The sequence below is a fragment of the Microcoleus sp. D2_18a_D3 genome, from assembly GCF_036702455.1.
Taxonomy (GTDB): domain Bacteria; phylum Cyanobacteriota; class Cyanobacteriia; order Cyanobacteriales; family Microcoleaceae; genus Microcoleus.
The window spans coordinates 25,085-51,051 of sequence record NZ_JAUBTK010000057.1 but is presented as its reverse complement, the minus strand read 5'-3'; the positions used below and the strand labels follow the sequence as shown (position 1 = coordinate 51,051).

The 25,967-nt window shown below is 46.1% G+C and carries 18 protein-coding genes, 1 tRNA gene and 2 pseudogenes; 10 read left to right on the top strand and 11 right to left on the bottom strand.

Going from position 1 to position 25,967, the window contains the following annotated elements; translation table 11 throughout:
* The 4 genes and pseudogenes from QUB06_RS23265 to QUB06_RS23250 all read right to left on the bottom strand — a co-directional run.
* A partial coding sequence (locus QUB06_RS23265) for a serine/threonine-protein kinase (RefSeq protein WP_333437292.1) occupies nucleotides 1-611 on the bottom strand: 611 nt, incomplete at its 3' end.
* 215 nt (nucleotides 612-826) lie between these two features.
* Nucleotides 827-3,445 carry a phosphodiester glycosidase family protein gene (locus QUB06_RS23260; RefSeq protein ID WP_333437291.1) on the bottom strand — a complete coding sequence of 873 codons (2,619 nt, stop codon included), beginning with the start codon at nucleotides 3,443-3,445 and terminating at the stop codon, nucleotides 827-829.
* Between the two features lie 138 nt (nucleotides 3,446-3,583).
* A pseudogene (locus QUB06_RS23255) lies at nucleotides 3,584-3,970 on the bottom strand (sensor histidine kinase); the annotation flags it as partial.
* Nucleotides 3,971-4,111: 141 nt separating this feature from the next.
* A pseudogene (locus tag QUB06_RS23250) lies at nucleotides 4,112-4,420 on the bottom strand (hypothetical protein); the annotation flags it as partial.
* Between the two features lie 719 nt (nucleotides 4,421-5,139).
* On the opposite strand from QUB06_RS23250, the gene QUB06_RS23245 reads away from it, so the two are divergent.
* Nucleotides 5,140-9,870 (top strand): glutamate synthase-related protein, encoded by a 4,731-nt coding sequence (locus QUB06_RS23245; RefSeq protein ID WP_333437290.1) that lies wholly within the window; start codon nucleotides 5,140-5,142, stop codon nucleotides 9,868-9,870.
* Between the two features lie 148 nt (nucleotides 9,871-10,018).
* On the opposite strand, the gene QUB06_RS23240 is transcribed toward QUB06_RS23245, so the two are convergent.
* Together QUB06_RS23240 and QUB06_RS23235 are read right to left on the bottom strand one after the other, a co-directional pair.
* On the bottom strand, nucleotides 10,019-10,288 hold the full coding sequence (locus tag QUB06_RS23240) for a type II toxin-antitoxin system VapB family antitoxin (RefSeq protein WP_333437289.1): 270 nt from the start codon (nucleotides 10,286-10,288) through the stop codon (nucleotides 10,019-10,021).
* 37 nt (nucleotides 10,289-10,325) lie between these two features.
* On the bottom strand, nucleotides 10,326-10,559 hold the full coding sequence (locus QUB06_RS23235; protein WP_333437288.1) for a hypothetical protein: 234 nt from the start codon (nucleotides 10,557-10,559) through the stop codon (nucleotides 10,326-10,328).
* Nucleotides 10,560-10,894: 335 nt separating this feature from the next.
* On the opposite strand from QUB06_RS23235, the gene QUB06_RS23230 reads away from it, so the two are divergent.
* Nucleotides 10,895-11,164 carry a type II toxin-antitoxin system Phd/YefM family antitoxin gene (locus QUB06_RS23230; RefSeq protein WP_333437287.1) on the top strand — a complete coding sequence of 90 codons (270 nt, stop codon included), beginning with the start codon at nucleotides 10,895-10,897 and terminating at the stop codon, nucleotides 11,162-11,164.
* Nucleotides 11,151-11,429: a type II toxin-antitoxin system RelE/ParE family toxin gene (locus tag QUB06_RS23225; protein WP_333437286.1), complete on the top strand. Its 279-nt coding sequence runs from the start codon at nucleotides 11,151-11,153 to the stop codon at nucleotides 11,427-11,429. Before QUB06_RS23230 ends, QUB06_RS23225 begins: the two co-directional genes overlap by 14 nt.
* Before the next feature lie 36 nt (nucleotides 11,430-11,465).
* Here QUB06_RS23225 and QUB06_RS23220 read toward each other — a convergent pair whose 3' ends face one another.
* Both QUB06_RS23220 and QUB06_RS23215 read right to left on the bottom strand, forming a co-directional pair.
* On the bottom strand, nucleotides 11,466-14,801 hold the full coding sequence (locus QUB06_RS23220; RefSeq protein ID WP_333437285.1) for an Eco57I restriction-modification methylase domain-containing protein: 3,336 nt from the start codon (nucleotides 14,799-14,801) through the stop codon (nucleotides 11,466-11,468).
* A 54-nt stretch (nucleotides 14,802-14,855) separates the two neighbouring features.
* Nucleotides 14,856-15,443, bottom strand: a complete 588-nt coding sequence (locus QUB06_RS23215; protein ID WP_333437284.1) for a Uma2 family endonuclease — start codon at nucleotides 15,441-15,443, stop codon at nucleotides 14,856-14,858.
* Between the two features lie 407 nt (nucleotides 15,444-15,850).
* On the opposite strand from QUB06_RS23215, the gene QUB06_RS23210 reads away from it, so the two are divergent.
* The 3 genes from QUB06_RS23210 (at nucleotide 15,851) to QUB06_RS23200 (ending at nucleotide 17,574) form a co-directional block, all read left to right on the top strand.
* Nucleotides 15,851-16,054 (top strand): hypothetical protein, encoded by a 204-nt coding sequence (locus tag QUB06_RS23210; protein ID WP_190659577.1) that lies wholly within the window; start codon nucleotides 15,851-15,853, stop codon nucleotides 16,052-16,054.
* A gap of 152 nt (nucleotides 16,055-16,206) precedes the next feature.
* Nucleotides 16,207-16,279, top strand: a tRNA-Ala gene (locus tag QUB06_RS23205).
* 134 nt (nucleotides 16,280-16,413) lie between these two features.
* Nucleotides 16,414-17,574: a tyrosine-type recombinase/integrase gene (locus tag QUB06_RS23200; protein ID WP_333437283.1), complete on the top strand. Its 1,161-nt coding sequence runs from the start codon at nucleotides 16,414-16,416 to the stop codon at nucleotides 17,572-17,574.
* 188 nt (nucleotides 17,575-17,762) lie between these two features.
* Here the strand turns inward: QUB06_RS23200 and QUB06_RS23195 are convergent, their stop codons facing one another.
* Genes QUB06_RS23195 through QUB06_RS23185 form a run of 3 tightly spaced genes read right to left on the bottom strand, consistent with a single transcriptional unit; the run spans nucleotide 17,763 to nucleotide 21,695 of the window.
* The gene (locus QUB06_RS23195) at nucleotides 17,763-17,939 is read right to left on the bottom strand and encodes an NblA/ycf18 family protein (RefSeq protein WP_333437282.1); all 177 of its coding nucleotides are present in this window, start codon (nucleotides 17,937-17,939) and stop codon (nucleotides 17,763-17,765) included.
* Nucleotides 17,936-21,376, bottom strand: a complete 3,441-nt coding sequence (locus tag QUB06_RS23190) for a VapE domain-containing protein (protein WP_333437281.1) — start codon at nucleotides 21,374-21,376, stop codon at nucleotides 17,936-17,938. Before QUB06_RS23190 ends, QUB06_RS23195 begins: the two co-directional genes overlap by 4 nt.
* Complete coding sequence (locus tag QUB06_RS23185) at nucleotides 21,366-21,695, bottom strand: hypothetical protein (protein ID WP_333437280.1); 330 nt, start codon at nucleotides 21,693-21,695, stop codon at nucleotides 21,366-21,368. The genes QUB06_RS23190 and QUB06_RS23185 overlap by 11 nt, the downstream gene beginning before the upstream one ends.
* 323 nt (nucleotides 21,696-22,018) lie before the next feature.
* On the opposite strand from QUB06_RS23185, the gene QUB06_RS23180 reads away from it, so the two are divergent.
* The 4 genes from QUB06_RS23180 to QUB06_RS23165 all read left to right on the top strand — a co-directional run bounded on the left by QUB06_RS23180 (nucleotide 22,019) and on the right by QUB06_RS23165 (nucleotide 25,966).
* A complete protein-coding gene (locus QUB06_RS23180) occupies nucleotides 22,019-22,279 on the top strand; it encodes a hypothetical protein (RefSeq protein WP_333437279.1) in 261 nt (86 codons plus the stop codon).
* A gap of 167 nt (nucleotides 22,280-22,446) precedes the next feature.
* Nucleotides 22,447-23,679, top strand: coding sequence for a hypothetical protein (locus tag QUB06_RS23175; RefSeq protein WP_333437278.1), 1,233 nt, complete (start codon nucleotides 22,447-22,449; stop codon nucleotides 23,677-23,679).
* Nucleotides 23,680-24,022: 343 nt separating this feature from the next.
* Entirely contained in the window at nucleotides 24,023-25,591 is a 1,569-nt protein-coding gene (locus QUB06_RS23170; RefSeq protein WP_333437277.1) for an AAA family ATPase, read from the top strand.
* Nucleotides 25,592-25,660: 69 nt separating this feature from the next.
* Entirely contained in the window at nucleotides 25,661-25,966 is a 306-nt protein-coding gene (locus QUB06_RS23165; protein ID WP_333437276.1) for a hypothetical protein, read from the top strand.
* Nucleotide 25,967: the final 1 nt, after the last annotated feature.

Genomic DNA, 25,967 nt, shown 5'->3' with positions numbered 1-25,967 from the left:
AGTCGATTGATGGATATGTGCTGGGCTGCTGATTTTACAACCCAGTCGTTTGAAAAATGTTGGTAATGACAAGCCTTATTAAGGAGGGAAGAAGAGAAGGGGGGATTTTCTCTTACTCCCCCCCTTACCAAGGGGGGGCTGGGGGGGGTTCTTAGCATAATATTTTGGGGTTTAACATCGAGGTGAGTAAATCCTTGCTGGTGAACAAAACTGAGCGCGCTTCCCACTTGTTGAATAATTAGCAAAGCTTTTTCTTCCGACAAAATGTCGTTATCTTCGAGATATTCTGCTAAGTCAATTCCGTCGATTAATTCCATCACCATGCACCACAATTCGATATTTTCCACCATTTCGGGAAACACTTCGTAAACTTGGACGACGTGGGGATGGCTGCACTTGGCTAAAGATAAAGCTTCGTTGACAAATTTGGTTTGGAATTCGCGAAAGTTTGGCTTACCTTGAACGTTGGCATTTAGGGTTTTGATGGCGACTACTTTACCTTCTTTGCGGTTTTGGGCGCGGTAAGTGACACCGAATCCGCCACCGCCGAGGATGGCTTCGATTAGGTATTTGCCTTGGTGCAGTTGTTGTCCGGGGGGCCAGTGCCTCATGATGGGTATGTGAGGAGATGGAGAGGATGGTTTTGATTATAACTGAGACGGGGGGGAGTTTGTTGAGTTTTTTCTTTCTTGTACAGTCTTCTCGATGCCCCCTAGCCCCCCTTAATAAGGGGGGAACAAGAGTTTGTAAGGTGCGTCAGTGCGGAGATTCTCGATTTTTGAGCAGATAACGCATACTGACGCACCCTACAATTTAACGTGACGGTTTATGGTTGAATGAAAATACCGATCGCATTATGAACTCTCGCAGCAGTTGACGGAGGTCGATCGAGCAAACTACCTCCCAAATACAAACTCGTCGAACTTCCCCCATCCAAATTTAAAGCCTCCACAGCACCCATTTGCTGCAATATCTGCGCCAGTTCTGCGAAATTTGGCCCCGCCCCGCCCGCGCGATTGTGCACGGCTACAATCAGCAAATTCCCCGCAGCAGTTCGCCCGATCGCACTTCTAATTGCTGTCTGTCTAACATAGGCATCGCTAAACCCTTCCGCCTTAGCATCCAGCACAACTTGACTGTTTTGTACCAACACCGGCCCGCCGCCGAGAATGTAAGGAAAACGGTTAAATTCAGCAGGAAAAGTGTTAGTTTCTAAACGTAATAAAGTGCCTATGGAGAGTTCAGATGCAGGGAACAAATCGGCACGCCAAGCCAAAATATAACCGTTAGCTGGAATGGGAAAACTTGTTGTTCCCACCGCACCTCCGGGGGATTGACTGACAACTCGATCACCCGCAACTGTCACAACTATTTCATTGCCAGACAACGGAGTATAAGTTGTTCCCCAATCAGAATTGTAGCGACCGATTCCCGGTTGTACGTAGGCACTATTGAGATGAGAAACGGGCAAAGATTGATTTGCGGAGGTAATCAAAGTTTCTTGCAAAGTTAAACGATCGATCGCAAATTCTCCCCGATCGTTCCAGGCGATCGCCCCCCGGTTCAATATCGGCCCGGAAAGCCATTTATTGTCCCGCCGAATTGCCCCTAAAGCTAAGCGATTAATTCGATTGAAAAAACCTGCATTAATCGACGCAGCCGCTCCCGAAATTTCTGCTGTTTGCAATAAAGGTGCAGTGCCTTGACCGGCAGGCGGATTGCTGAGAATTGGTCGAATTTTTACACCAGCTTGACGCGGATTAACTTCTAACCAAACTACCGGAAAACGCGCGGTTCCTAAATTTTGATACTGCTGCCGCCACTGCACACCGGGCGCCCAAACAATGTTTTTTTCTACTAACGAATCTGACCGAATGTCGATAACTAATCGATTGGGATTTCCCAGGCTGAAAACTTGCGGCCGCCAACCTAAAGGAATCGTCACTTTGACTTTGGTTTGAGCGCCGTCAGGTTCGACTTTTAGTGATAGCAATTGTTTGCTGGTTGAGAAAGTCTGCTGAATTATGGCGGGTGCGACTTTGGCATCGATCGCGATCGACCATTCTTGACCGGCGATCGGCGCTGCGGGCGTTATTTGCAGCGGGAGGGCGGGTTTGGTCGGGTCGTCTGGTGTTTCGAGGTTTGGCGCTGCGCGGAGGTTTTGCAGTGGGATAGCGGGCTTTGTGGGGTCGTCCGGGGGGTTGGGTGTGGGTGTCGGCGACGGGCTTGGCGTATTGACAAAGTTGACTTGCCAAGGGGCGGGTCGATCGATATCTACAACAATGCGATCGCCCGATTCTATTTCTGCTTGCCGAATTCCAGTCACATTTGCCGCGGGAGACGTGATTCTCAAAACATTACCATCTGCTGATATCTGCCAACCCGCAAGGGACGCAAAATCGGTAACATCTAAGTAACGATACGAGCCTGTTGCCCGCGCTGCTAAGCTTTGAGCGCCGATTAAAGATACCGAAAACCACTGCACTGGTTGTTTCGCACTGTCGGCGCTGCTAAGCAAATCCACTCCCGCACTTTGCATCAATCCAACGTCAGCAATCCAAGTTCGGAAATTCGCAGAAGTGCTGTTTGCCGGCTGCTGAGTCCAAGTTAGGGGGAGAATGCGACCGTTTAGGGACACTTGGCGGCCTTGTCTAATTATCGAAGAGGGCGGTACAGATTGAGCCAAAAACCTATAGTCCGACAGGGGTTTCAACCCCTGTCTCATAGCTGAAGTCCTCTCAAGAGGACTATCTGTCAATATTTCAGTCGGTTTCAACCGACTTTCGCTATCAGCCAGGGAATTCATTCCCTGGCGGGTTCTGGAAGCATCAATCAAATGCTGAGTCCAAGTTAGTGGGAGAATGCGGTCGTTTAGAGAAACTTGGCGGCCTTGTCTAATTATCGAAGAGGGCGGTACAGATTGAGCCAAAAACCTATAGTCCGACAGGGGTTGAAACCCCTGTCTCATAGCTGAAGTCCTCTCAAGAGGACTATCTGTCAATATTTCAGTCGGTTTCAACCGACTTTCGCTATCAGCCAGGGAATTCATTCCCTGGCGGGCTCTGGAAGCATCAATCAAATGCTGAGTCCCACTTAGGGGGAGAATGCGGCCGTTTAGGGATACTTGGCGGCCTTGTCTAATTATCGAAGATGGCGGTACAGATTGAGCCAAAAACCTATAGTCCGACAGGGGTTGAAACCCCTGTCTCATAGCTGAAGTCCTCTCAAGAGGACTATCTGTCAATATTTCAGTCGGTTTTAACCGACTTTCGCTATCAGCCAGGGAATTCATTCCCTGGGGGGTTCTCGAAGCATCAATCAACCCAGCCATCTCCCTCTCTTGTGTTCTTCCGGGTTGATTCCAGAGCAAAGACGGGACGATCGCCAGTACGGGTAAAATTGAGACTGACAATATTAGACGCCAATAGACAAAATTACGTTTCACAGCTTACAACTCACAATTTCACTTCTAAACGCATGGGGATTTAGAAACCCGGAAAATCCGTATGTTTGTTCTTACTAAATCCGATATTTTTGGCGATCGCACTAATTGCGGTAAAGGCCTACTACACAAGGCTAACCCCGGAATAGAAATCACCAACTCCGAACCCTGCCCCAAAGAAGAATTCACGAGTAACGTACCTCCATGTTTTTCCACAACAATTTGGTGGGCTATAGACAATCCTAATCCAGTTTCTTGACCCACAGGCTTGGTTGTAAATAAGTGGTTAAAGATGTTTTCCTTGACTTCGGCCGACATCCCCACTCCATTATCCTTAATGCGAATCAAAACCTGAGTTTGGTCTTCGCTCAGAGCAGTTTGAACCGTGATTCGATTAGGTAGGGCTTTAATTTCACTAAAACTCCGACCCTTATTTGACTCCTCCAGAGCGTCAATTGCATGAGCCAGCACATTCATAAATACCTGGTTTAACTGTCCGGGAAAGCATTTCACTAGGGGCAAGTTACCGGGAGCATCTCATCTTTGTAAAAACACTTCTTCTGGCTCCTTCCTTCTTCCTTCTGACTCTCTTCTCCTGGCTCCTGACTCCTGACTCCTAACTCCAATTTTGGGCTGGGCTGCTTTCATTGAGATGCTCCCCAAGTTACCATACTCTTTCACAATTTCAATGGCAGGGCGAAACTCGCTGGCTTTTAAACGGTGCTTGAGAATTAGCAGAGTGCTTTCGAGTCCATCGTGAATATTGAAAGAAACTGGTCGATCGCTATCGGCCCGGGAAAACGTTCTCAAACTTGGACTGATATTGCGGATGCGATCGACTCCTTCCTTCATCGAGCCAATCAATTTGGGCAAATCTTCTCGCAAATACTCCAAGTCTATGGCCTCGATTTTTTCTGCAACTTTAGCTCCGGGCTTGGGAAAACTATCTTGATATACATCGATTAGCTCGAGCAAATCAACGAATCAAGAATCAAGCGCGTCTTTAGACCTGAGAGTGTCAAAAAAGTTGGTGGGAAAAAAATACAAAATAGGGTTATGGACAACTGTCAACCTTTTTCGGCTAGGTATCTTAGCCTCGGTTTTGGACGATCGCTGACAAGACTTGCACGCAAACTCTAAGTCTAATGGGTGAAATTTTATCAATTTTTTGATAAACTTGATGTTCGCGGCTTGAGAGTTGACTTCACAATAAGACAGGTTTCACCAGTTGTGAACCGCGCTGCTACATTGCACCTACCGACTGAGCGGGCAGGTTGCTTTTGTGTCTGCGGGCGCTGACGAAAGCAACTCAACAGCGCAGCAAGCAAAATAACGCTAAAGTTACTATCTACCTGAGTCCGCAAGGCTACCCTTCCGAGCTCAGGAAAAACCCACACAAAAAACTAGATCGGCTGCAATGTATCTAGTTGCAGGGCGGCGATCGCCCAAAGAATCACTGCTTTTTAACAGCAGGGTATTCTAGGAGACATCTCTGAGGCGATGCGAGCGAGATAATTTAAAATCTGCAAACAGGGTTTCAGTGCTAGGTACAGGCCGCATAGACGTAAATTTTTAATCAAATCAGCTTCCAATGTGCTGTCTTAAAGTTTACTAGGCTCCCACCGCTCGGCAGCCTTCTCTCTCCGAGCTATAAAAACGCATCAACCACACAATCACGGAAATAACATTCAATCAACATGGGTAACACGATCGATCCAAACAGAAACGTGCATCAGACTGAGCGAGGAACTCCCTATGCCGGCCAAAGCTGGTTAGTGGAAGAAAGAGATGCCTGCGGTGTGGGCTTTATTGCCAACCAAAGCGGTGAAGCCACCCACTCGATTATTGAGAAAGCCCTCCCAGCTTTAACTTGTCTAGAACATCGCGGCGGTTGCAGCGCCGACCAAGATTCCGGCGACGGTGCGGGTTTAATGACCGCGATTCCTTGGGAATTGCTGGATGCTTGGTTTGCCGAACAGGGAATTGTGCCTCCGGCGCGGGAAAACTGCGGCGTGGGAATGCTGTTTCTGTCTCAAGATAAATTTCAAGCGACTATAGCGCGGCAGGTGGTTGAGCAAGTTCTGACAGATCGCGGGCTGAAACTTTTGGGATGGCGCAAAGTTCCCATTGTACCGTCGGTTTTGGGCGAGCAAGCGCTAGAAAATCAACCTCAAATCGAACAAGTAATTGTCAGTTCACCGCACTTAGCCGGAGACGAACTCGACAAACATCTATTTCTGGCCCGCCGCACGATCGGACACGCGCTGTCAAATCGGCCCAACTTCACCCGCCAAGACTTTTATACTTGCTCTTTCTCCTGTCGCACGATCGTCTATAAAGGCATGGTGCGATCGGCTGTATTGGCAGAATTTTACCCAGACCTGAAAAATCCCGCTTATAAAAGCTCCTTTGCCGTCTATCACCGCCGCTTCAGCACCAACACGATGCCCCGCTGGCACTTAGCCCAGCCCATGCGCTTGCTGGGACACAACGGGGAAATTAACACGCTGTTGGGCAATATTACCTGGATGAAAGCGCGGCAAGCCAATTTAGCTCACCCGAATTGGAGTCAAGCTGATATCGACACGTTTAACCCAATTGTCAATCCCGAAAGCAGCGATTCGGCAAACTTGGACAACGTGATGGAGTTGTTGGTGCACTCCGGCCGCACCCCCCTGGAATCCCTGACAATTCTGGTTCCCGAAGCTTACAAAAATCAGCCGGATTTGGCTGACTATCCAGAAATTGTCGATTTTTACGAATATTACAGTGGCATTCAAGAACCTTGGGACGGCCCCGCACTGCTGGTATTCAGCGACGGGAAACAAGTAGGTGCTACGCTCGATCGCAACGGTTTGCGGCCGGCCCGCTACTGCATTACTAAAGACGGTTTGGTAATTGTCGCTTCCGAAGCCGGAGTTGTCGATATTCCCGAAGCAGATATTGTCGAAAAAGGCCGTTTGGGGCCCGGACAAATGATTGCAGTTGACCTGCAAACCAAGGAAATTCTCAAAAATTGGCAACTCAAACAGCGAATTGCTAAGCGGCACCCCTACGGCGAATGGCTGCAACAAAACCGCGAAATCTTGCAACCGCAGCCTTTTGCCGAAACAGCAACCCTCGACTCGCAAACGCTGTTAGCAACCCAAACTGCTTTTGGCTACACAGCAGAAGATTTGGACATGGTGATCGTCGAGATGGCGAGTTCTGGGAAGGAACCGACTTTCTGCATGGGCGACGACGCTCCCTTAGCTGTATTGTCAGAAAAGCCTCAGTTGCTGTACAACTATTTCAAACAGCGGTTCGCTCAAGTGACAAATCCGCCGATCGACCCCCTGCGCGAGGGGATGGTGATGTCGCTGACGATGAATGTGGGCCTGCGGGGCAATTTACTGCAAGCAGTACCAGAAAATGCCAAGCGGCTGAAAATTGATTCCCCCGTACTCAACGACGCTGAACTGTCTTTCTTGAAAGACCAAAAGTCTTTCCCAGCTACCGAATTGTCAACGCTTTACAAAATTGCGGCCGGGCCTTTTGGTTTGAAAACCGCAGTCGAGCAACTTTGTCAAGAGGCGGCTGCTTCGGTGCGCGAGGGTTCGAGAATTCTGATTTTGAGCGATCGACTTTTGAAGAAAGAAGGCAATGTATCTTCTGGTGGATTGAGTGCAGAATTCACTTATATTCCGCCCTTCCTGGCAGTTGGCGCGGTTCACCACCACTTAATTAGCGTCGGGCTGCGGATGCAAACTTCCCTAGTTGTCGATACCGCCCAATGTTGGAGCACTCACCACTTCGCTTGTTTGATCGGTTACGGTGCGGTGGCTGTTTGCCCTTACTTGGCCTTGGAAAGCGTGCGCGCCTGGTGGTCTGACGCCAAGACTCAAAACTTGATGCAGCATGGCAAAGTTCCCAATATTACCGTCACACAGGCTCAAGCTAAATATCGCACAGCGGTGGAAAATGGGCTGCTGAAGATTCTCTCGAAAATGGGGATTTCACTGCTGGCTAGCTATCAGGGGGCGCAAATCTTTGAGGCGATCGGCATTGGCGGTGATTTGCTCGATTTGGGCTTCAAAGGCACTGTTTCTCGCATCGGCGGTTTGAGTGTCGCGGAACTGGCTAACGAGGTAATGTCTTTCCACAGTCAGGCTTTCCCAGAATTGCACCTCAAAAAGCTGGAAAATTACGGCTTCGTGCAGTACCGCCGGGGCGGTGAATATCACATGAACAGCCCGGAAATGGCCAAGGCTTTGCACAAAGCCGTGACTACTTTTAAGGCTCAAACTAACAGTAATGGCAACGGGGCCGAACCAAAAATGACACCAATTGGTGACAAAAATGGTGAAAGTGCCTACGATCACTACGAGGTTTACAAGCAACAGCTAGAAAATCGCCCGGTAACGGCTTTGCGGGATTTGCTGGATTTTGCGAGCGATCGTCCTCCGATTCCTCTCGAAGACGTAGAATCTGTAGCAGATATTGTCAAGCGCTTCGCCACCGGCGGTATGTCCCTCGGCGCTTTGTCCCCGGAAGCCCACGAAACGCTAGCGATTGCGATGAACCGCATCGGCGGCAAATCCAACTCCGGCGAAGGCGGCGAAGACCCGGTGCGCTACAAAGTGCTAAACGATGTGAGCGCAGCCGGTTTCTCACAAACGCTACCTCACTTAAAAGGTTTGCAGAACGGCGATACAGCTTCTTCATCCATCAAACAAGTAGCTTCGGGACGCTTCGGGGTGACTCCTGAGTACCTGATGAACGCCGAACAAATCGAAATTAAGATCGCACAAGGTGCGAAACCGGGTGAAGGCGGTCAATTGCCGGGACCCAAAGTGAGCGAGTACATTGCTTATTTGCGCCGATCGAAACCTGGTGTCACGCTGATTTCGCCTCCTCCTCACCACGACATTTATTCGATCGAGGATTTGGCGCAGTTGATTTTTGACTTGCACCAAATCAATCCGAAAGCGGGAGTTTCGGTGAAGTTGGTGTCGGAAGTCGGCATCGGGACTGTAGCAGCCGGTGTCGCCAAGGCAAATGCTGATGTGATTCAAATTTCCGGCCACGATGGCGGCACCGGTGCTTCGCCACTGAGTTCGATTAAGCACGCAGGCTCTCCGTGGGAACTCGGTTTGACAGAAGTCCACCGGGTGCTGATGGAAAATAAATTGCGCGATCGAGTTTTGCTGCGCGTTGACGGTGGCTTTAAAAGCGGCTGGGACGTGATTGTAGGCGCTTTGATGGGCGGCGAAGAGTACGGTTTCGGCACGGTGGCAATGATTGCAGAAGGCTGCATTATGGCTCGCGTTTGCCACATGAATAGTTGTCCAGTAGGGGTGACAACTCAGCAAGAACACTTGCGGAAACGGTTCCCCGGAACGCCGGAACACGTTGTTAATTTCTTCTATTTCGTAGCGCAAGAAGTGCGGAGTTTGCTGGCGAAATTGGGTTATAAGTCGATCGCAGATATCATCGGCCGCGCGGATTTGCTGAAAATGCGCGAGGGGGTGCAACTAACTAAAACCCAAGCGATTAATTTGGATTGTTTGACCAAGTTACCTGATACTAAGAGCGATCGATCTTTCTTGATCCACGGCGAGGTACACACCAACGGGCCAGTGTTAGACGATGAATTGCTGGCGGATGCTGAGATTCAAAGTGCGATCGCCAATCACGGCACTGTTAGCAAGAATGTAAAATTGGTGAATACCGATCGCACTGTAGGCGCACGTTTGGCAGGTGCGATCGCACAGCAACACGGCAACACCGGCTTTAGCGGTCACATCACCCTCAACTTCACTGGTAGCGCGGGCCAAAGCTTCGGCGCGTTCAATTTGCCGGGGATGACGCTGGTACTGTCAGGCCAAGCCAATGACTACGTTGGTAAAGGGATGCACGGCGGCGAAATCGCGATCGCACCGCCGGCTGGTGCGACTTATGATGCTTCCGAAAATGCGATCGTCGGTAACACTTGTTTGTACGGTGCGACGGGGGGAACTCTGTTGGCTGCGGGTAAAGCTGGCGAACGGTTTGCGGTGCGTAACTCGATGGCGAAAGCTGTGATCGAGGGTGCGGGCGATCACTGCTGCGAGTACATGACTGGCGGCGTGATTGTGGTGTTAGGAAAAGTCGGCCGGAATGTCGGCGCTGGAATGACTGGCGGCTTGGCTTATTTCCTCGATGAAGATGGGACTTTCCCGGCTCATGTCAACGGGGAGATTGTGAAGATGCAGCGGGTTTGTACGGCTGCTGGGGAGGCGCAATTGAAGGAGTTGATTGAGGCTCAGCGCGATCGAACGGGCAGCAAGAAAGCTGAGAAGATTTTAGCAAATTGGGCTGAATATTTGCCTAAGTTCTGGCAAGTTGTGCCGCCGAGTGAAGCGAATTCGCCGGAGGCTTCGGAACAAAAGATTGCTGTGGAAGTTTAATTTTCCAGTTTGTTAAATAGATGAGGGGCGACGCGAGTTGCCCCTTTTTTAATCTTCATATCAAACCCCTTGGTATCGAAATTTTTCATCTCTCTCTTCTCATCCTCAGCGTCCTCTGCGCTCTCTGCGGTTTAATCATTCCTTAGCGTCATTCAAAAATGACCTCGCGTCCTGCAAAAGTTCGATCGCGGATATCTCCCCAAATTTCATCAGGATTTAAACCCAGTTCATGCAGTTGATATTTTTCACGAAATGCACTGAGAGATTCTCCAAAGCTCAGTTTGAGATGCTGCGGCTGTTTACGACGTTGAATATATTCGCGCAAGGCTATTTCAACTAGGGTTTCGATGGCAATTTCTCGCTCCAGTTCGATCGCCTCTTGCAGCAGTGCCGTATCTACATTTAGGTTCGTCACCATTGGCTTTCCTCTTTTAAACGACATATTTCATCAGCAGCTATGACCAATGTAATTCATCGTCAGTATCCTGTTGAAACTCGGCAATCTCGAAATCAGCTTCGGTGGATTGATGAGAACCTGCAAACATTCCAAACTGGATAAATGTAGGCGATCGAGGAATGGATGGCGTAGCCAAAAAAGTAATCAGGACGCGGGTTTCATAAATGTTTTCAGGAACTTCTAAAAGTTCGATGACTCCATTTCTGTAAATTCCTTCAAATGCTTGGAGCATAATGATTCACCTCGCGTACAAAGTATGGTCTATTGACTCGCTAGCTCACAATCCCAGTCTAACAAATCTTCCCCAAAAAACACATTTTTTTGATATGATATAGTCCGGGGCGCAAAAACAACGTGTTTCTGTCATTACGAGCGTAGCGCCGACTAATTGCAACCTTTTTGTTTTTAGGCTTATAGTGCATCCAGGACTGAAGGAATTCCTGATGACGAGGTTCTGCTGTTGGCTAGGTTTGCTGTTGGCTAAACGTCACATTGGCGATCGATCGACTTCCCAATCCCTGCCGATTTTGCCTAAAATAGACATAACCCACACTCATAACATCTGTCATGCAAAGTTACACCCTCGCAGAAGCCTGCAATCCACAGGGGACAGTCTTTAACCAAGCTGCTGTCGAGCCAGTTTTACTCACTGATAAATCGCAACCCAGTCACGTAATTATGTCCGCTGAGGCCTATCAGCGCTTGATAGAGCGACTGATGGAATTAGAAGATATGCTTTTAGGCAAAGCAGCAAAATCCGCCCTGAGTCAGTCTCAAATGGTGGGTACCCAAACCTTTGTAGAAACACTAAAACAAATGGCAAATGGCGAAACTTGATGGTTTACAAACAGTTCTCGACTTTCTCAAGGGTTTGCAACCTAAAATAGCGGCTCAAATTGCTAAAAAAGTGTTAGCGCTGAATGTCGATCCTTTACCTAATGATAGCAAGCAATTAATAGGATATCCTGATTATTATCGGGTAGATAGTGGCGAGTATAGGATTGTTTACAACTTTAATCCAGATGAAGATTTGGTAGAAGTTATTTTAGTTGGCAAGCGTAACGATGATGAAGTGTACAAAAAACTAGAGCGCCTTTTATAATAAACTCATTCTCAACGATGCTGCTTTAATATTTTATCAAATCTGTCGGGCGATCGGCATTCGCGAAGGTGCTGTTTTCCACATCAAATCTATTTCTTCCGGTGTCAATCCGTAAGCTTGATTAACTAAGTCGGATAAACGGTGTTCGAGTCTCAAGGCCTCAGCTTTGCGAGATTGAATGCCCGGTGCATATTCATTATAAGTTTCGCGGACTGCTTTTAGTCCAGCAACGCCGAGAGGATCGGAGGATTTAGTTTTCGGCATTCGCTTTCTGATTTCTGCTACGAACTCTGCAAAGGAAAGGGCAGAAAAATCTTCGAGTTTTTGTCCGAGTTTATCAATTAAATAAGTGATTTCTAGCCATTGCAAGACATCTCGGTGAGTTTCTTGATTAGTTTTTGTGATTTCAATTAAACGGCTGACAATTAATTCGACTTCGGCACGAATTGAGTCAGTTGGTGGTGCGATCGGAAGCTTTTCCATCAATTCACCAACCGGAGTCAGTGCTTCATCTTTCATGTGCGGTAAATACCGCCAATTGTGCCACCACATAAGTGCTGAATTAAGCACTCCCAAAATATACAATTCAGAAGTCGGAATAATGAAACCTTTATTGTTTGTTAAATAACCCCGATTATCATAACTATATGCTGGATGAAATTGAATTTCCTGATAGCTCAGTTTAGGCTGTTGAAATAGGTTACAAAAAGAGGGCGATGCTTGCCACTGCCACCATAATTGTTTGCCTGCTCTTGCTTCTAACTTAGTTCTATATTTTTCCAGATGAGATTTTATTATAGGATAGTTTTCTATCTCAATATCTCTATGAGCGAAGATTATCCAAATTTCATCCCATTGAGGATACCAGCGTTTTATATCCTGACCTCGCAATAATGGCTTGATGATTTCAGCGGATTTAGGGTCTGCTTTAACTAAACTATTTTTAGTGGCTTCATCAATCAAAAAAGCTTCGTTAAATCCTGTTTTTATGCCATATAAAGGCTTAACCCCTGCAAAAACTTTGAGCGGAACACCCACTCGTTGAATTTTCTGCATCAACTCATCAACAGCAGGAGGTTCCAGACTCCAAGCAGTCGCAGTGAAACGATCTCGCGAAATTTGATAGCCGTGTTGTTGAACGTATTGTGTAAGGTTGATATTAGCAAGTTCCTCGCGCGGAACCGGACAAACAATCACAGGCGAATTAGGTTCAGATTTACCTTGCTCAATCTCGCTTTCAGTTTCAGAGATACATAGAGAAGCGTTAGGTTTTCTGACTGCGACAATACAGGGAAAAGTATCAGCATCCTCAAAAATTGGCGCGTGTCCGAAATCAATAATTTGCTCTAGTAAACCTTGACTGGCAAAGAACTTGCGTAGAGGTTCGCCGTATCCCGACCTCAGCCATTTATTTGTGACAATATACGAAAGCACTCCCTTCGGTTTGAGAATGTTTAATCCGAGCTCATAAAAGTAAGTATAAAGGTCTGCTACGCCATTATAGGATTCATAATTTGCTTGCAAGTATGGTTTAATTGGAGATAGCAACTCCTGTCGCACGTAAGGCGGATTGCCAATGACAACATCAAAACCGCCATCAGCAAAAATCTGGGAAAATTCAGCTTGCCAATCAAACGCTGTATCTGCTACATTACTGTCAGCGACGATCGAGTTTCCCGCTTTAATATTATCATCCAAATAAGTCAGCGTTTTACCCGCTTGGGCCGTCTTCAACCACAGGGAAAGTTTGGTAATTTCCGCCGATTCCGGCAGCAAATCTACGCCGTACAGGTTGTTGCTTAAAATGCTTCTGTCAAATTCCAGCGAGTTGCCGTCTTTTGGCTTACATCCCAAAGCATTCAATTCTCGATCGACTCTTTCGTACTGCTGCATCAAATAATCAAAAGCCGCAATCAAAAAAGCACCCGAACCGCACGCCGGATCGATGACGCGCGTTTTTTGCAGCACTTCGTCTCGATACGCTTTCCAAAACTTAATTGCAGTTTTATTGGGTAGCTGAACCGACACTTCAGCAACTTCGCCCATTAGGAACAAATCGCGCAATTCTTGCTCTCGCCGCTGCAAATAACCGCCGAGAGAAACCTCGACAATATACTGAGTAATAAAAGCTGGCGTGTAAAACACACCTTGAGTTTTCCGCTTGCCTTTTTTCTGATTGTATTCCTGTCCGGTAGTTTCAGCATTTAATTCTTCCAAATCTGTAACAGACTGCTCGAAAATATGCCCCAAAATATCGACGGAAACTTCAGTATCAAAATCAAATCGCGTCAAATTCTTAAGCTGACTGCATAAGGGATTTGGCACGGTCAATTGTGCGTCTAAAACCGGATCGAATTTAAATAAACCGCCGTTGTATCCCGGTACAGGAGGGTCATCATTTCCCACATCAACCCAGCGGAATACAGCTTGATAATTTTCCCAAATTAATCTAGGATTGTATTGGTCTTTGTGGTCGTGAGCGTTGCTGAGGGTGTTTCGCGGCAGCAACCCTTTATCTTCACAAAAAGCAATGAATAAAACGCGGTCTAAAGTTTTTTGAGCTTTTTCTATGAGTACGCGATCGCGGTTGGGGATATCCTGCGGCCCAGAAAAGCGAAAATGCTTGACGAGAGCAAGTCGAATTGCTTTGTACTCTTGATATAATTTATTGGTAATTTCCTCTTGAGCTTCGTCAGAGTCTTTTAACAGTCTGTCAATAACAGAAACTGTTTGAGCTTGGTTTTGAGGCAAAAAATTGCGGCGACACAGCAGAAAGTAAAACCGCTTAAAAGCTGCAATATCTGCCAAGTCAGTCAGAAAAAATTGTTCGTAATAAGCGGGAGTTTTATTGGTATGATAAAGTCGCAATTCTCGATAATTCGAGACAATAATCCAGCGACAATCTGGTGTATAATTAGCGTAGCGCCAACCTTGGTCAACTGCTGATTCGGTTCGCCCAGATGCGGGACGATCTAAATCATTTTTCGCTCCCTTGAGTTCGATCGGAGCAATCACTTTACCTTGCAGGGACACGGCTTTGCCTTTAGGATTGCCAGCAGCAGTAAAAAAGCCGATCGCCCCGTCAGCAGAACCGCCGCCATCAGATATCGTTTGTTCGGCGTTAATTTCCCAAGCTTTCCCCCCACCTTGAATTACCGAGCAATATCCCAAAATATCCTGAAAAATATCATTAATAAAACTGCCGTGCAGCGAAACTTCTTTAACTTCGTCTAACGTACCCGTTTTAAGTGCAGCAATCCACGTTCCCAATTTTTGGCGGCGCACTTCCATATCTTGCGGAAAGCTAAAAGCACGCAAAGCAGTGTTGAGTGTTTTGCTGTGAAAAAGGGCGCGAGTAGAGCGATTTGTCATAAAGTTGAAAAGGCGAGCGATTTAATTTTACAGCAAAAAAGCGGTTGTGAAATCCTAACTAGCGGGAGTCGTTTCAAATCTAATCCCTTCATAAATTTCGCCCAATTGAATTTGAAACGGCAGCGAAGACAAAGCCAGCACTGCATCGGCAGATTCGTATTCACTTAAAAGCCACTTATTTTCCGAAGTTTTGACAAACTGTTCGACATAAAATTTATACTGATCGATTAAAATGTATTCTCGAAACTCAGGAATCGAACGATAATAATCAAACTTATCCCCTTGATCGTAATTTTTCGTACTTTTTGACAAAACTTCAACAATCATCAAAGGATTAATTATTGTATCTGTGCGATCGTCTAAAAGCACTGGTTCGCCTTGAACCACCATCACATCTGGATAAGTATAGAGATGATAGCGCGGTATCCACAACCGTAAGTCACCGATAAAAACCTTATAGTTTTGCCCCCTGAGAGCAAATTTTAAATGAGCATAAAAATTGCCCGCAATATCATTATGATTTGGAGTACCACCAGTCATAGGAACTATCTCGCCATCAATATATTCACTTTTGGACTCGGCCACTTCCTCTAGTGCCAAATATTCCTCTGGCGAGTAGAGTTTTTGAGTTTGGGTTAACATAGTTTATATCCTCAACAGCCGTTCATTTTATTTTAATTAAAAGTACACATATTTTACCAAATTTGAATCGGGTCAGGGTGCGATCGCACTGCTATCAAATCAGTTATACTCAAAGGCCGAGCCTCTTCGAGGGCTTCGCTAACGCACCCTACCCCCTCAAAAAAGCGTGTAAAGCGCAGCGTTCGGGTTCTTAATCGCTGGCTCAAGAGTCAAAAAGGCAACCTCTAAAGCTGAGCTAGCTCTCATTTACTTTGCATATTGTAATTATCACCAAAAGCTATAATTTTTTCTCACTCGCTTTCCACTGCTCCCTTGGGGTTTTACAGCAAAAGTTAAATACAGGTGAGCTTATCTGCACGGAGCGAAAAGTTTTGTTACAATAGGTAAGCTGTTACAAATCGTAACTTATGCTGGTTTCTATTTTAATAATTGACGTTGCCCTCGTTGCCTGGTCTTTGCACTTAATGCAAGAGGCGATCGCGCAACGGGAATTTTCACTAATGCTAGCCGGCACCCTAGTTGCGGTCTCAGCCGCCGCCCTGCTAGTCGTATACTTCCTCATGGGGTCTTGTTTGAGCCATTTGACCGAAATATCCCAACACACTTACTAGATCATAGTAGGGATTGACCATTGTCCAGAAGCGAGGAGAGTTTTGTGGAAAAGAAGCCGAAAGCCTTGCCAGCCGAAGGCTCAAAACTAATTTCTCCAAAAAGCTTGACAAATATTGGTCAGTTAAGGCATGATTGAGAGCGCGAAAAGAAAGGGGAATTAGCTCAGTTGGTAGAGCACTACAATGGCATTGTAGGGGTCAGCGGTTCGAGCCCGCTATTCTCCATCCTAGAAACCCGTTCAGAGAGCGGGTTTTGTCGTTTTTCCATCAAAGGTGTTATATTGGACATTCTCAATTAGGACGACAGCAGCAGACAACTCCAGACATTTTTTACGATAAATTTACGATAAATTTTCGATATGCCAAAAGGTTCAGTAAATATTGAAGTTTTCAAAGAGCGTCTACGACTTGCCTGGTCATGGCAGGGTAAACGCTTTTCGTTATACATGGGTTTATCGGACACAACCATTAATCAGAAAGTTGCTTCCATGAAAGCTCAGCAAATTGAGCTTGATATGGCTACCAACAACTTTGACCCCTCCCTGAGCAAGTACAAGCCTCAGAAATATGAATCCATTTCTGTTTCTCAGCTTTTTGACCAATTTGTCGAATACAAGCGCCATACCATCTCGATCGGTGGCTTAAATAAATATCTCGCATTACAAAAACACGTTTCTGAGTTTTTCAGAAGCAAAACAGCGATTTCCGTTTCTGAAAGTGTGGCACAAAAATTTAAGGAATTTTTGGCACAGAAACTTGAACCCGTTACGGTACGCGAACGGATCGTTTTGATCAATGCTTGCTGGGAATGGGCCCAAAAAAAGAAGCTGGTTCTCGAAAATCCTTGGTCAGATGTTAAGGTTTCAGTTCCGCCCAAACAGCGCCCGGAACCGTTCACATTGACAGAAATCAGTGCGATCGTCCAAAAATTCCGCTCAGACTCAAATCTCAGTCACTACGCTGACTATGTGGAATTCAAGTTCGGCGTTGGCCTTCGCACCGGGGAAGCTGCTGCGCTGCTGTGGCGACATTGCTCACCTGAATGCGATCGCATCTGGATCGGAGAAAGTTTGAGCAACGGCTCTGAATCTCGCAAATCAACCAAAACTAACAAGGCGCGCACGGTGCCGCTAACACCACGGCTGCAACAGCTATTGCTCGATCGGCGACCGACTGACCGACGGCCGGATGATCTAATCTTCACCAGCACAAACGGCTCTGCGATCGACTCCAAGAATTTCTGCAACCGCTACTGGAAACCTGCGCTAGCAGAATTAGGGATTGATTACCGAAAACCTTACAACACCAGGCACACGCTAATTTCTCATGGTCTGGAAGCTGGCATGAATCCGGTTGCGATCGCCTCCCTCACTGGCCATAATGTCCGCACTCTCTATGAAAATTATGCCGGATTGGTCAATCCCCCACAGTTGCCAGATTTGATGCCAGGTTTGATACCCGTTTCCGACCTGGTTTTAAAGGCTGATTCTCAGGTCGATCGTTCACAAACCTCTGAATAAATTTCTGATGCTCTGGATTATTCACATCACCTCCACACATTACCAAATGCTCAATCAATTGCTGATTATAAAGAATTTTGCCACTAGGATTTTTACCCCAATGAATCCCTTCCAGCAACTTGTTTTCTTTTCGATACCGCAACAGAGTCCGATCACAAACATTCAGCAGTTGTTCTGCTATTTTGGTGTTACAAAACATTCTTCTGAGTTCCTAATAGGTTGCGAATTGTGTTATCTTTGATCATGTTTTGGCGCATCATTTCAACTAAGAGGACTCGTGCTTCTTCTACTGAAAGTGATTGAGCTTGAGAAGTGTATATTCTTAATCGAAGTTGTTGCTCAAGTGTGAGTTCAATAGTTGTCATGATTCTATTTCCTCAGTTTGATTTTTTTTGGCAATTAATAGGTTGATTCGATCGCGAACTTCTTCAGTTTGTCCAGTCAGCCAATCCACAATTACCTGTTCGTCGTATTTATCCCCTGGCGCTTTCCATCCATACATCTGAGTCAGTAGATTTTGCAGGTATTCTGGGTAGTATTCAGGCCACCAAATAGTAGCTATCTCTCTTAGTTTTTCAGCATCCTTCTCATCTATTCCCCCGGAGATAGCTGCTGGTTCGGGTGTTGGTTCGGGTGTTGGTTCGGGTGTTGGTTCTTCGGTTCTCTCCGTTGTCTCCGTTGTCGGTTCTACTATTGGCATTGTCGATTCCGATGTCGTTGGAGCTAGTGTCGGAGTTGGTGTCGGGTCTGGGGAAATCAATCCATTAAAAGCGGTTTTTTCATCAGCGGTAAGGGAGTTCCAGACTTTCTGGCGATCGGCTGCGCCTTTGCTGCAAACTTCCTTGAGCATGGTCTGAATATCAAGAGCTGTTTCTCGATCGCCGACTTCGATCGCTAGCCGGATATATTCGACCAGATCCCCTGTTTCGTTGTTCTGTTGAGTCTGCTGATCAACCTCATTTTTTGAAAATGGCTCCAAATTTTGAGGTCGATCGCTAGGTTGATCACCTTGCTGTGCAAAGGATTGATCAACCTGATCAACCTGATCAACCTTGTTACCAAAACTAGGAAAATCTTTCGCTGCCGTGGAATTACTAAAAGCGGAAGCAGCCATCCAGTTTACTGTTCCTTTCGAGGTCGGATTCGAGGTCGGATCTGAAGTTGGATCTGAAGTTGGATTCGAGGTCGGATCTGAATTTAGTATTTTTTCAGAAATAGGATGATCAGGTTGATCAGGTTGATCAAATCCTTGTGTAGCAGGGTGATCAACCTCGTGATCAACCTCCCTTTTTAAGGGGCTTTTCAAAACTTGAGGTTGATCAGCAGCCTCAACAGGGATTGAATCAGCCTCAAATTCGGCGTCAAATTCGGGGTCGGATTCAGCAAGCTCAAGAGGGAGGGAGACAGGTTCGGGTTCGGGTTCAGTTTTGCACCAAACTCGAACTCGTTTGCTGGATATCGATCGAAACTCTCGCTCCCACCCAAATTTCTTGAGGATGGCGGAACAGCGCATCTGGTGCGATCGCTCTTGTCGGCTCAGGTCAACTTGGAGATGAGTGAGAAGGTCGCTGAGTCGGATATATTCGCGGTGTTCAATAAAATTTTCGATGACATCTTCCCAGGGATCTGATGACTGAAACTCTTGAGCAATGTGTTCGGCAGTTTCTTCATCTTCATAGTCAAGACAAGGTTCTTCGCCAGATTTGTAAGCCAGCATCGCAGCAGCCCAAATCGCATCTCGTTCTTTCTTAAGCAATTTAGTATCAATCCGGTGCTTGACCGGAATTACCCAAAATCGCCGGTTGCCTGTTTCATCAGCGAGAAATTCTTGCTTGTTGGTGGTTGCGACAATGATGCTGGGTCGGTTGAAGTCTTCAATATCTCGGCAATATGGCGGTCGAATTTTGTCTGTTCCGGTGGATAAAAAAGCTTTGGTTGCACTGACATCGCGCCGTCTGAAAACACTCTCTAGCTCTGCCCATTCTACAAACCAGGCTTGGTGCAATTTCAGCCGTTCATCTTTGTCAGAAACAGTTCCCAGGGAATCGTCAAAATATTTGCCTCCCGCCAGCACCTTAAAAAAAGTTGACTTTCTATAGCCCTGTTTCCCTTGCAGAATCAGAACTGTGTCTATTTTGCATCCTGGTTCAAACGTTCGTTTCACAGCACCAATTAATGTTTTTCGGACAAACATTTCATAAATTGGATCGTTGACACCAAAATATTTTTCAGCGAGACTATCTAAAAACGAAGTATCTGGTGCTGGTGGCAAAGAATTTAGATACTCTTCAATTGGTGAATACTGATTTTCTACGGCTATTTCTGTCAGGATATCTTGAACATCTTCTCGACTGGATTTTACGAGAATTCCGTGTTTGATTGCGAGTTGAATTCGCACTCGATCGAGTGATACTGGTGTACCGTCAATTTCGATTCGCTTGCTTAGTTTATTCAAGCGAAGCCGTTTGCCAAATTTTCTAATGATTTTTCGGTAATCCTGAATCATTCTGTTATCTGAATTTAAAATATTAAATTCAGGTGATGAATCAGAGCTAGCAGCAGAATTAGCATTAGGAGAGACGCCCTGCCAGGGCGTCTGTACCAAATCAGATTCAGCCTCTGCCTCCATTCGCGAAACTAAATGATCAGGTTGCAGAGATTTGATGAATCGCCAGTATTCACCTTTGATGCAGCTCTCAATCCCGTCACTAAAATATTTTGAGATGCTGGCTATGGGGTTCGACTTAACTGCGTAATTCCAGATTTGATCCCACTCTTCTTGATCCCAGCCACCGCCGGGAGAACAACGCCGACAAGCATCAAGAAATAGAGTGTAGGCATCCTCATTGGTTACTTGTCCGAGTCGGCTGAACTCAGATTGAACTCCAATTAAATCCCGTGCCAGTGTTGCCATTGAGGTATTTCTGAGAGTCGCTACTCCATTCAAAAATTCCTTGTTGGGCTTTCCCAGACCGCACTGTAGAGAAATTGGCACCGGCACCGGAACAGTGATGTCTTTATACCGTTGAGATATTTCCTCCGGTGTCGCAGTTAGAGTTGCGGTGGCAGTGCGCCCCGTCGTGGCAGTCGCACTGTCTAAGACAGTAGCGCTGTGGGTGGCAGTGGCAGTAGCAGTGGTAGAAAATTGCAGTAAAGCTTGGTGCTGTTCCTCAAGTTCTCGTTGTTTCCGAGCGAGTAACTCTTGATAGAGAATGAGAAGCCGATCGCGCAAATCACTGTAGCTGTAGCGAATGCCGGCCTCTCCAACAATTTCGGTTTTAATGGGTTCGCGATCGGGCTTAACGTGCCACGCACCCGCGAGCCGAAAAACACGACTTGGATTTTTGTTGCTCTCGTCTGCTTCCATCACTTCGATCAGAAGCACTTGCAGTTCCCGCCATTGTTCCTGTGCGATCGGCTCCTCAAACAGCCAATACGGTTGCATTGACTTGTCACCGCTAAATATGGTGAAGGTCGGTTCAACAAAACCTACTTCGCTCCATTTTTCAAATTGTTCGGCTAGCGGGATATCATCCCATTCACAGAAAATGGCACAACATTGTGTGATGTCAGCATCGGTGTGTCCTCCGCCCGCACCATTAACCACGATGTACACCCCGCGCCCGTCTGTCTGATGATTTTCTATTGTTTCCCAGTCCACACCATGTTCTTTGCGACCTTTGTCCTTTTTTTTACGATCGTCCGAGCTGTGATAGAAAAATCTCAAGAAAGCTTCACCTGGTTGATATCCCAAGTAGTTCAGGTGTTTTTGTGCCAATTCACGATCGATTTCAATTCTCATGATTTTGTTCTCCTGATTTTTCCCTTGATTTGATGAGGGATGCTAATTTGAACCGAAGTCCTTGGATTTCTGAATTAAGTTGATCGCGTTTTTCTTCCAAATCTGATATTTTTCCTTCGAGAGGAGTGATTTTATCGGCATCTTTGCTCTGTACTTGCATCACGGATAAAATGCTGCATTCGTTACAGAATCCGTTTGCTAGCTGTCCAAAGCGACGTTTGCCGTTTTTGTGATAATTCGAGCGGCACCATCCGTTATTGGTCATAAAACTCCGTACTTGATTTTCAGGAGACAGTTTTTCGTGGTTGCAGCTTGTCACAGGCGACAATCCGCTTGGCAAACCCGTGCTTTTATATGCAGGAAAACTTTACCTGCACAGAAAAGCTGGTTCACGAGAGACGGTTTTGCGTTCAGGATTCGTATCTGCATGAATTTGCTGAGAAGGCTGCGAAAATAGTAGTAGCGACAGGGCTGAGGTGTCATTCAGTCCTATCGCTGGTTGTTTTTTATGACTTAAGACAGCCATTACTCTGTCTTGAATCATTTACTAGGAAGCGAACACCGATGTGCGCTATAGTCAGTATAGAACACCGGTGTGCGTTATTTACGCACATGAAAAAAAAAATAGATGAGCATAGCTTTATGAACCTGTATCAGAGAGCTGGTTTCAGCCAAAAAGAGTTTGCTGAAATTCTGACTAGACGGTTTGCTGAAATCGGAAGCGACCGCAAAATTACTCCCAAAAGCATTAGGGAATGGAATAACGGAAAATTTGAGCCTAAACTGACGCCTAGAGAGACTTTGGAGATGTGTCTCGTTCTCCAATGCAATCTGTATGACTTAGTTTTGGCAACGAGTAAAAAAAATATTCAGCCCATTGACAGGAAGGTGCAAGTTATTTAGCATGAGGTAAGCGAACGTCAATGTTCGGTTAAATTTCTCAGGCATTAAAAATTGACCAAACGCAACATTGCTTCATAAGTGAAGTGCGGAGTCTTTTTGTCAAATTTTGCAGGAGATGGTTGCTGACTTAAGAACAGAACGTCCAAAATTACCGAGTTAAAAAAACCATGCCAAAACTACCGACAACGTTTCAAGCGCTGGACTTGACAGGATTTGAGTTCGATCGAACTCAACAATACACAGGAATCAACCGAGAAATGATTGATTTTACGTGCGCTGTGCTTAACAAAAATCGTATAGGCATTGTGGTTCGGAGTGTGGGTGCAGCGCTCAAGGAAATTTACGGAATCGGAGGGAGCACCGATATTATCTGCAAATTGCTGAAAGAATGGCGTACAGATAATCTGTCGCTGATGAAGCAAGGAAAATCAGAGAAGGATTTAGCAACAGCACTGTTGGAAGCAGCGGACGATGGTTTGCTGGAGGACTCCGAAATACCTGAAGATATTCTCAAGGTTTCTCATCAAATGGCGATCGCGTTCTACAGACTGGCTTATCAAAAAGCTGATACCAGCGTGAGTGGCGATCGGATGAAACAGTTAGCTCAGGAAAATGAGTTGATGCGCCAACAACTCAAAGATTTTCCTCAAAATGTAATGGAGTTGACGTTTTATAAATCGGAGTACGAACGCCAGCGGAATGAGCTAAGGGAAGCGTACATGAATCTCAACAAGCAAAAGTTGACAGATTCTGAAGAATTTCGTCAGCAGTTAGATTTGCTTCAAGCCGAAAACAATGAATTGAAAGCCAAATTGACACTTGCTGAAAAACGGTTGCTCGAAGTTGCAGAATTTGAAAATGCTTCTCGCGATCGACTCAGTGAGATATCCAAACTTAACGGTCAAATCGAAGCACGAGAACGAGAAGTGTCGAGTCTGCATTCTCAAATCCAAGCTCTACAAGCACAAGTTGGCGAGAAACAAGTCCTAGAAGCTCAACTAGAACAAGTGAGAACTCAGCTAAGAGAAGCTTCAACAACAATCACTAACCTGCAAAGTCAACAAAAAGTTAGTGGGGCTTTAGAAGTCGATCGAGAATTTGATGATAGTGATGATGGTATCGTTACAGACGCACAGCTTATGGTCGAAAACGAGACTTTGCATGGTGACTTGTCTGATGCTCTCAAAGAAATTGAAGAATTGAAAAGCATGATAGCTCATTTATCACCTGTTATCACTCCTGACAACACTTTTAATAACGTTTCTGAAAACACTTCTGATAATGTTTCTGATAACGTTTCTGATAACGTTTCTGATAACGTTTCTGATAATGTTTCTGATAACGTTTCTGAAAAAAATTCCAGTAAAAGCAAGAAACAAAAACTTGCTCTTGTTCACTAGAAACGCAAACAGAAACAAAAACTCAGTAACAGCTCTCAACAACTGTTACTGAGAAAAAAGAGAGAAATTTTGGGTTTCGTGGTTTGACTTTTGAGTAGTGAGTGAGGACTCAAACTCAAAACTCATAATCACTCTCGTATCAACCAGTAATCGTCAACCAGTAATAGGGTAATTGGCAATCGCTACTTGGTAATCGGTAGTAAGTAGATAGGCGGGATTAAACCGAATAATGTAACCGTATGTAAATAGGCTTAAGTTAGCCATTAGAAAGCATTTGGACACTTTACATCGTTTACATAGTTGCGTTTTAAAGCGCCGACTTACTTAATCAGGGGATAGAAATATGATAGACCTAAAAAAAGAAATTCAGCTAATGTTGATGGCACGATTTCCTTTGTTGTGGGTAGTAAGCCCAGAAGAGGAAACCGCCGAAGAAATTTTGTGTGATATAGCAAAAGCTAAGGAAGGGCAAATCTACTTTTGGGATTTTGCCAGAGGTTGGACAGATTCGGGTACATCCAAGGGAAATCCGATGCAAGCCTTGGAGCGGATCAGCAAAGCGCCGGCAATGGAACAAGTCACTTTGTTCGTCATGAAAGACATTGCGACTTTGATTGCACCGGGTGCGAATGGGCAGATAGCAAGTAACCAACTAGCGATCGTCCGGGAACTGAAAAATTTGGCAGTGACCATCGCCCGTGACCGTCGCTGTCTCGTCATTCTCTCCGACCAACTCCGAATTCCTCAAGAACTGCGCGAAGAAATTACGGTGGTAGATGTCTCCTTACCAGGCATCGAGGAGATATCGAAGTTGATCGATCGACTGGTTGGCAAGAATATCAAACTCAACCCGGAACAAAGGCAACAGCTAACAAAGGCTTGCCAGGGGCTGACTCGGTGCCGAATCTCTCGCGTCCTTGCCAAGTGCTTAGTTCTTGGAAAAGTTGATATTCGGGCCCTCGCTGCGGTCATCGAGGAAAAGCGCCAAACCATCCGAGAGACAGGCATCCTCGAATTTATCCCGGTTCAATCAGGTCTGGAGTCAATCGGCGGACTCGAAAATCTCAAGCAATGGGTAACAGTTCGATCGCGCTCTTTCAGCGACCAAGCCCGTGAGTATGGTTTGCCCAACCCCAAAGGTGTGTTACTCGCCGGCATTCAGGGAACAGGCAAAAGTCTCTTAGCCAAAACCATTGCTGCTGAATGGAAATTGCCTCTGCTGCGCCTCGATGTCGGGCGCGTGTTCGGGAGCATGGTCGGCGAAAGCGAGAACCGCATCAGGCAAGTCATTAAGTTGGCGGAGGCGATCGCACCGGTGATTTTATTCCTAGACGAAGTAGACAAAGCGTTCGCCAACATCACGTCTGGCATGGATGGAGATTCAGGGACAAGCCAGCGGGTGTTTGGTGCGCTCCTGACATGGATGCAAGAAAAAACCGCGCCAGTGTTTGTGGTGATGACTGCGAACCGCGCTGAAGTCTTACCAGCCGAGCTGATTCGCAAAGGTCGCATTGATGAAATTTTCTGGGTTGACCTGCCGAACCTCACAGAGCGGGAGGCAATTTTTCGAGTTCACCTCACCCGCGTCCGGCCTTCGCGAGTTAAGGCAGGGGATTTCGATTGCGGAATGCTGGCTAGTCAGTCGCCCTGTCTGTCGGGTGCGGAGATTGAGCAAGTTATCTGTGAGGCAATGCAAACCGCATTCAGTGCCGGGAGAGAATTCACAGAGCGAGATTTGACTATAGCGATCACCGGCTGCGTTCCTCTGGCACGGATTGCTCAAGCACAAATTGACGAGCTGAAAACTTGGGCAATTCGATCGGGCGCTAAATCCGCCAGCATTGCCGATCGCACTGAAACACCTGTGACTTCCTACTCTCATCTTTCCCCTCTTGAGGTTGACGAAAATTAATCACTATCAAAAAGCGAAGTACAACTGCTTCGCTTTTTGATAATGAAATCACATAAATTGAGGCAGAATATGGAACCCCATTTTGTTCATCCTTTGTCAAGCTTGGAGACAATCGATACCGATGAAGGCAAAAAAGAAGTAATAAATAGTTGGGCTTTCGCCTCAGTGATTTGGTCAACCGCCCTCGCTGGCAACGAAAATGCTTTGATTTTGATTAATGAGGTATTTCCTGATAAAAGCAGAATTCCTTTACTACTTTTGCGTTCTAAGCAGGGAGATGAAGCAGCGATGAGAGATGCGATCGGAATTATTGCATTTGCCATTGATGATAAATTAGCCGAAGCATTTCAACCAAATCAAGATTCAGAACATTGAA